The organism is Brachyspira catarrhinii, assembly GCF_005518285.1.
Taxonomy (GTDB): Bacteria; Spirochaetota; Brachyspiria; order Brachyspirales; family Brachyspiraceae; genus Brachyspira; species Brachyspira catarrhinii.
The window spans coordinates 1-5,791 of record NZ_SJDU01000138.1 but is presented as its reverse complement, the minus strand read 5'-3'; the positions used below and the strand labels follow the sequence as shown (position 1 = coordinate 5,791).

The window sequence follows — 5,791 nt, the reverse complement described above, 5'->3', positions numbered from 1 at the left end:
CGAATAAAACATGCGATATATTCGATTTGTCGAGTTGTTCTTCCAATCTTTTCAAATAACCGAATTTTTTTATCGAAGTTCCTCCAGTTACTATTAAAGCTTTTTTGCCCGGCAATTTTTGTTTATGCAGATTATTTAAACTGCCTTTTCCAAATATAACTCTGCTTGGCATATAAAAATTAAAATTCATTTTTAATCTCCTGTTATTTATTTTTTGTTGATATATTATTAGACGAATATAATTTAAAAAAGTTCCCGCTTAATTAAATTTTTTATTATAAATTTATAACTAAAAATATAGAACGCGTAATTTTTTGCTATAGAAATAATATTTTTCCCAAATAGTTCCTAAAGATTCCAAAACCCCACTTATTTTTTCAATTTTTCATATTAAACAATCAAATTTTGTAAAAAATCGCTTACTTCAAATTAAAAATATTTTTCTAACCCTAAAAATTGTAGTATTTGTATTATTTTAATTATTACTTTTTTCTAAATATAGTAAAAATTAATAAATTTTAGTGTAAAATATATTGACAAATAATTAAATTCCGATTATAATATAAATATAATTAAAAATCACAATGGAGGATTTGCTATGACAAATCAAGTAAAAAAAATATTTTTAGTGGCTACGGCAATGACCGTAATGAGTTTGAACGCGATGGCTGGAGTAGTTATACAGCCGTCAGGTTTGCCTAAAGCGGCGCAAGATTTTATTAAAAAGTCTTTTCCGAACGACCCTATAGTTTACGCGGAACAAAACAGAAACGACTTTGAAGCGGCTTTGGAAAGCGGAATTGAGATTGAATTCTTTATAAACGGAGATTGGAAAGAAATAAAATCTCCTTATAAGCCTTTGGCTCAAACTTTATTGCCTAACGCCGTTGCAAACGCTCTCAAACAAAAATATCCGCAAGCGAGCATATTGAAAATTCAAAAACAATATAGCAGCTACGAGATAAGTTTGGATAATAGAAGAGAAATCTATATATCCAATAACGGAGAAGTTTTGGGAGAAAAATTAGATTAATTTCTTAATTTAAGGAGGTTAAGGGGAGTAAATATTTTATTCCCCTTTTTAATTTTAAATAAAAAATTCCAAGTTTTTATAGTCGTTTGAAAATAGATAAATCTTATTTTTATATTGACTTTAAAGTATGCTTTAATGATATAATCGTTTATATAAAATAATTTTTTACGATAAATTATATATCGTTAAAAATCGGAGAATTAAATGAATATATCTGAAGTAAGCGAAAAGTTAAATATTAGCAAACATACATTAAGATACTACGAAGAATTGGGAATTATTCCTCCAGTAGAAAGAAACGAAAAAGGCATTAGGATTTACTCCGAAGAAGATTGCAAATGGGTGAGAGTTTCGCAATGCATGAAAAAAAGCGGCATGAGTTTAAAAAGCATAAAGCGATATGTAAAACTATGCAGTATGGGAAATAAAACTAAAGAAAAAAGATTAAAACTTCTCATAAAAGAAAAGGAAAAATTGGAAGAAGTAATAGAAGCTATGAACGAAGGATTGGAACTTCTAAAAAAGAAAATAAAATTATATCAATCGGATGAAGAATATTCCGCTCATTATAAAACAAAATAAACCGATATTATATCAAAATAAATTTTTTTCATTTTTTTTCTCAATTTAAGATTATTTCGCGTATATTATAAGCGAGATAATCTTAAAACTATTTAACGAATTAAATATTTTTTAAATAATTCTTTCTAATAATTTTTTTATATTTTTTCAAATTTTTATATTGACTTTCGAGTATACTTTAATGCTATAATTTTCAAAAATTAATTTCTAATAAAATATTTGATTAAAAAAATTAAAAATCTGGAGGATAAAATGAAAGGTTTTATAAAGATTTGCGTTGAAAAACCCGTAGCCGTTTTTATGGGAATAATTGCGGTTTTGCTTTTAGGTTTTATAAGTTTATCGAGATTGGCTATAGATTTTTTGCCAAATATGGAAGTTCCTTATATAACTATCGTAACTCAATACGATAACGCGGGACCAGAAGAAATAGAAAAATCGATTACCAGACTTATCGAAAGAGCGGTAGCTTCGGTAAATAATGTTAAAACAATCACATCGTCATCGGAAGAAGGAGAATCGAGAGTCAATATAGAGTTTAATTGGGGAAGCGATTTGTCGGACGCCGCGGCGGATATTAGAGAGGCTTTGGATATAGTAAAAGGTTCTTTGCCAGACGATGCGGAAAGTCCGAGAGTATTCAAATTTTCAACCGATATGATTCCAATAATGTATATATTCTTTTATGGAACAGAAAATTTAGCCGCTTTATATAATTATGTCGACACTCAAATAGTCGATAGAATAGAACAGGCGCAAGGAGTGGCGAGAGCCGAAATAAGAGGAGGACTTCAAAGTCAAATAAAAGTCGATGTCGATATGAATAGACTTCAGGCTTACGGACTCGATATTAATTCTATAGTTTCAATTTTATCAATAGAAAATCAAAATCTTGCGGGCGGACAAACTTACGAAGGCGTTTATAAATATATATTAAGAACAACGGGAGAGTTTAAGAATTTGGACGATATAGGAAATGTCGTAGTGGCTTTGAAAGAAAATAATGTTCCAATTAGATTAAGAGATGTCGCAGAAATTTATAACGGTTATAACGATAATATGGATAAAATGACTATGGTTGGCACTCCAGCCGTAGCTATAGCGGTAAATAAAGAATCGGGAGGAAACGCAGTCGCGGTAGACAGAGCGGTAAAAGAACAGCTTAATAATTTACAACTTCCAGAAGGAATAGAATGCAGAATAGTGTTTAATACGGCGGATACGGTAAATCAAGCCATAGCGGGAGTTTTGGATACGGCTTGGCAGGGCGGACTTTTCGCCGTTATAATTCTTATGATTTATTTATGGAATTTCAGAACCGTTTCGATAATCGCTATTTCCATTCCAATGTCGATAATAATCACTTTTACGATTATGTATTTTGTAGGAGTGACATTAAATATAATTTCTTTGGCGGGACTAGTTTTAGGAATTGGAATGATGGTTGATAATTCGATAGTCGTTTTGGAGAATATATTTTTCTATAGAAACAACGGATATGGAAAATATTCGGCGGCAATAGAAGGAACTTATACGGTATCTCTCGCTATTTTGGCGTCAACTCTAACGACAATCGCCGTATTCTTGCCTTTTCTATTCGTTCAAGGACAGACGGGGCAAATGTTTAGAGATTTATGCATTACGGTTACGGTTTCGATGATAGCTTCTCTCGGAGTCGCTTTGACTATAGTTCCGATGCTTGGAGCGAGATTAATCACGGGAAAGAAATCAAAAAGATTGGCTCGTTTTGAAAGCTTTTTTGATAAATATTTTCATTCAAAAATTAATTTTGTCTATAATAAAATACTCGATTATTCGGTTAATCATAAAAATAGAGTTTTGATTCCGACTTTAATAATAGTTTTTGTCGTTATAATAATAGGATTAATATTTATAGGCAAGGGAGGTTTTCCCGTTTCGGACGAAGGGCAATTTAGAGTAAATATTAGAATGCCCGTTGGAACTCGCATGGAACAAACGGAATCTTTCACAAAACGCATGGAAGCGGACCTTGTTGAAGCTGCTGGAGAAGATTTAGATTATTTCGCTTCGAGGGTTTATAACGGTTCGGACGCCAATAGGTCGGAAGTAAATATTATGCTCAGACGCAGAAGCGAAGGAAGAGATTTGAGTATAAACGAATATATGGAGATAGCGAGAAATCGGCTTGTAAACTATCCCGCGAATATAAATATAAATCCCGTTAATTATACGGCTATGAGAATGGGAAGCGGAGGAGCTTCGGGAGAAATATCTATAGAAATTATCGGAGACGATTTGTCGAGAGGAAACGATATAGCTAATAGAATAATCGAAGTTATAAGCGAAGTTAGAGGAGTGAGAGACGCTCGTTTGGGAGAAGACGACTCGAATCCAGAAATAAATATATCGATAAATAGAGATTTGGCTTCAAAAATGGGATTAAACGCCAATACTGTTGCCACCGCTATAAGAACGGGATTTGGTGGAACTACGGCGACTACCATAACTCCAGACGGTTCGGATGTGACGGATATAGATATTGAAGTTCGGCTTAAAGAAAGAGACAGAATCAATGTGGACGATGTCAGAAGAATGATGATACCGACATCTGCGGGAATGGTTCCAATTTCTTCAATCGCCGATATAGAGAGAACTTACGGACCTACGGCTATTGATAGAAAAGACAATAGACGACTTACGGAAGTGAGAGCTTCGGGATACGGCAGACCAATAAATCAAATAGTGGAAGACATTCAATCGGCTATCAACTCTCAAATATATATTCCGCCGGGATTTAGCATAAATTATTCGGGAGATTACGAGGATATGCAAGACGCTTTCGCGCAACTTTTGCAGGCGGTTATTTTGGCTTTAGTTTTGGTTTACGCGGTTATGGCTACTCAATTCGAATCTTATATTGCCCCTTTCGTTATAGCTTTGGCGATTCCTTTCGGATTTGCGGGTTCTATCGGTTTGCTTTTAATCACTGGACAAACTTTAAGCGTTTATAGCGGAATTGGAATAATCGTTTTAATCGGAGTAGTCGTAAATAACGGAATCGTTCTAATCGATTATATGAATCAATTAATGCATGAAAAAAAGATTAACGGGGACAAAGCGGCATTGATTGCTGGACCAAGAAGATTACGCCCAGTTTTGATGACTTCTTTAACCACAATATTAGGACTTCTTCCTATGGCTTTGGCGAGCGGAGAAGGAAACGAAATGTATAAACCTTTGTCAATCGCTTTACTTGGCGGGCTTTCCGTTTCGACAATGTTTACTTTGGTAATCGTTCCTACCGTTTATGCGGCGATAAGAAACAGAATTCCGCTTAAAGATTATAAAGCGAAAGACGAGGCGAGCGTTGAAACTGTCGGAAATATCGGAGACGCTTTGGAGGATATTGGAGAATAAATTTATTAATTATTTACAACGATATTATCGGGCTTGCAAACTTTGCAAGCCTCGTATCCCATTTCTATAGCCTCGTTCAAATCTATAGCTTCTTTTTCGGCTCTTAAAGTTCTGCAATTTTCGACATGATATTTTTTGCCCGTTTTGGATATATAAACGATTTTTTCAATATTGTCAATTTTATTTTCGTCAGTAATTTCATTATCAATTTTTTCTTCAATATTTTCATCTACTTTTTCGTAAACGGGTTTAACTTCATTTTCTTTAGTTTCATTAATTTTATTTACGGTTTTAATTTCATTCGTTTTACTTTCTTTAATTTCTGTATTAACCGTATTCGTTTCTTCTTCAATCTCATAAGAAAAATAATCCGATTGTTCGTCTATGGTTTCTTCCGTAGTTTCAATAGTTTCAATGTTTGTTTGAGATTTATCGCTTTCATTTGAACATCGAATAATTAAGATTGATAAAATGATTAATAAAAGGATATATTTTTTCATAGCAAGCTCCAAAATTTAAGTTAATAATACTGTATCATAAATTTTATATTTTAGCAATAATAAAATTTAGATTTTTTACAATAACAATATATAAAAGACTTGCCAAGTCTAAAGCTCGCTTATGATGAAAAGTAGTTGACATTTTTTCGCTCTGCGCAACTGTGTCGTAAATTTGATAAAATTGAATTAGATAATAGATTTTAGGAAATTTAATATTATTTTATTAAAGTTTATAAATTTATAAACCGATATTTTTATATAAAGAATTTTAATAAAT

At 32.4% G+C, this 5,791-nt stretch carries 5 protein-coding genes; 3 read left to right on the top strand and 2 right to left on the bottom strand.

Going from position 1 to position 5,791, the window contains the following annotated elements; genetic code table 11:
- On the bottom strand, positions 1-190 hold a 190-nt coding region (locus EZH24_RS06430), incomplete at its 3' end, for an iron-containing alcohol dehydrogenase (protein WP_137998308.1).
- 408 nt (positions 191-598) lie between these two features.
- Here EZH24_RS06430 and EZH24_RS06425 point away from each other — a divergent pair.
- The 3 genes from EZH24_RS06425 to EZH24_RS06415 all read left to right on the top strand — a co-directional run bounded on the left by EZH24_RS06425 (position 599) and on the right by EZH24_RS06415 (position 5,014).
- Complete coding sequence (locus EZH24_RS06425; RefSeq protein WP_137998307.1) at positions 599-1,033, top strand: PepSY-like domain-containing protein; 435 nt, start codon at positions 599-601, stop codon at positions 1,031-1,033.
- A 204-nt stretch (positions 1,034-1,237) separates the two neighbouring features.
- Entirely contained in the window at positions 1,238-1,615 is a 378-nt protein-coding gene (locus EZH24_RS06420) for a MerR family transcriptional regulator (RefSeq protein ID WP_137998306.1), read from the top strand.
- Positions 1,616-1,867: 252 nt separating this feature from the next.
- Positions 1,868-5,014 (top strand): efflux RND transporter permease subunit, encoded by a 3,147-nt coding sequence (locus EZH24_RS06415; RefSeq protein ID WP_137998305.1) that lies wholly within the window; start codon positions 1,868-1,870, stop codon positions 5,012-5,014.
- A 5-nt stretch (positions 5,015-5,019) separates the two neighbouring features.
- On the opposite strand, the gene EZH24_RS15065 is transcribed toward EZH24_RS06415, so the two are convergent.
- A complete protein-coding gene (locus EZH24_RS15065; RefSeq protein ID WP_236847096.1) occupies positions 5,020-5,514 on the bottom strand; it encodes a hypothetical protein in 495 nt (164 codons plus the stop codon).
- Positions 5,515-5,791 lie beyond the last annotated feature (277 nt).

What these genes read in the sequence shown, in the direction of transcription:
- EZH24_RS06415 (WP_137998305.1), top strand. Translation starts at nt 1,868, where the DNA reads ATGAAAGGTTTTATAAAGATTTGCGTTGAAAAACCCGTAGCCGTTTTT.
- EZH24_RS06420 (WP_137998306.1), top strand. Translation starts at nt 1,238, where the DNA reads ATGAATATATCTGAAGTAAGCGAAAAGTTAAATATTAGCAAACATACA.
- EZH24_RS15065 (WP_236847096.1), bottom strand. Translation starts at nt 5,514, where the DNA reads ATGAAAAAATATATCCTTTTATTAATCATTTTATCAATCTTAATTATT.
- EZH24_RS06425 (WP_137998307.1), top strand. Translation starts at nt 599, where the DNA reads ATGACAAATCAAGTAAAAAAAATATTTTTAGTGGCTACGGCAATGACC.